At 42.1% G+C, this 530-nt stretch carries 1 protein-coding gene; it reads right to left on the bottom strand.

Features of this window, described 5'->3' with window-relative positions; translation table 11 throughout:
• On the bottom strand, positions 1 to 530 hold a 530-nt coding region (locus tag BACCELL_RS01215), incomplete at both ends, for a replication initiation protein (RefSeq protein WP_007209658.1).

The following is a 530-nucleotide window of genomic DNA, read 5'->3' as shown; positions in this document are numbered from 1 at the left end:
TTTGTATTTGTCCGCAGGTATGCCAAGTCGTTCTTTTAAGTTGTCCAGTGATATATCCAAAGGGTACACCTGCCCACTCATGAGCATATAAAACCTAAGCGAATAGCCCGTAGGCAGCGCAAGAGCCTTGTTTAGTTCAAACTCCCTATATCCTTTTGCGAATTTGGTAAACACGCCCCAAAGGTCATTAGATACACGAAATGTTATAATACCGGTATGCTTTTTGTATTTCGGGTTAGATATAAATCCACATTTCCACCATTCCTCATCATCTTCGTAAGTGAAAAAACGTCCAGCCAGTGAATCGAGTGCAGCTATGATTTCGTTGTAGTCACGTCCGGAAAAAATAACGTCAGATACATGCATTTGTGCATCAACATCCCAAAGTCCATGCTCAAATTTGCGTTTCGTGCCTGCATAATCTTTCAGCTTTACTCCCTTTAGTTCAGCCTGGCACGCTTCCAGTATGCGAAGAACTATTCTTTGTTCGTGTATGGACATGTCTTGCTGTTTGGACCATGTATATACCC

This window comes from Bacteroides cellulosilyticus DSM 14838 (genome assembly GCF_000158035.1).
Classification (GTDB): Bacteria; Bacteroidota; Bacteroidia; order Bacteroidales; family Bacteroidaceae; genus Bacteroides; species Bacteroides cellulosilyticus.
The sequence above is the reverse complement of the archived record's forward strand: the minus strand, read 5'-3'. Positions and strand labels throughout refer to the sequence as shown.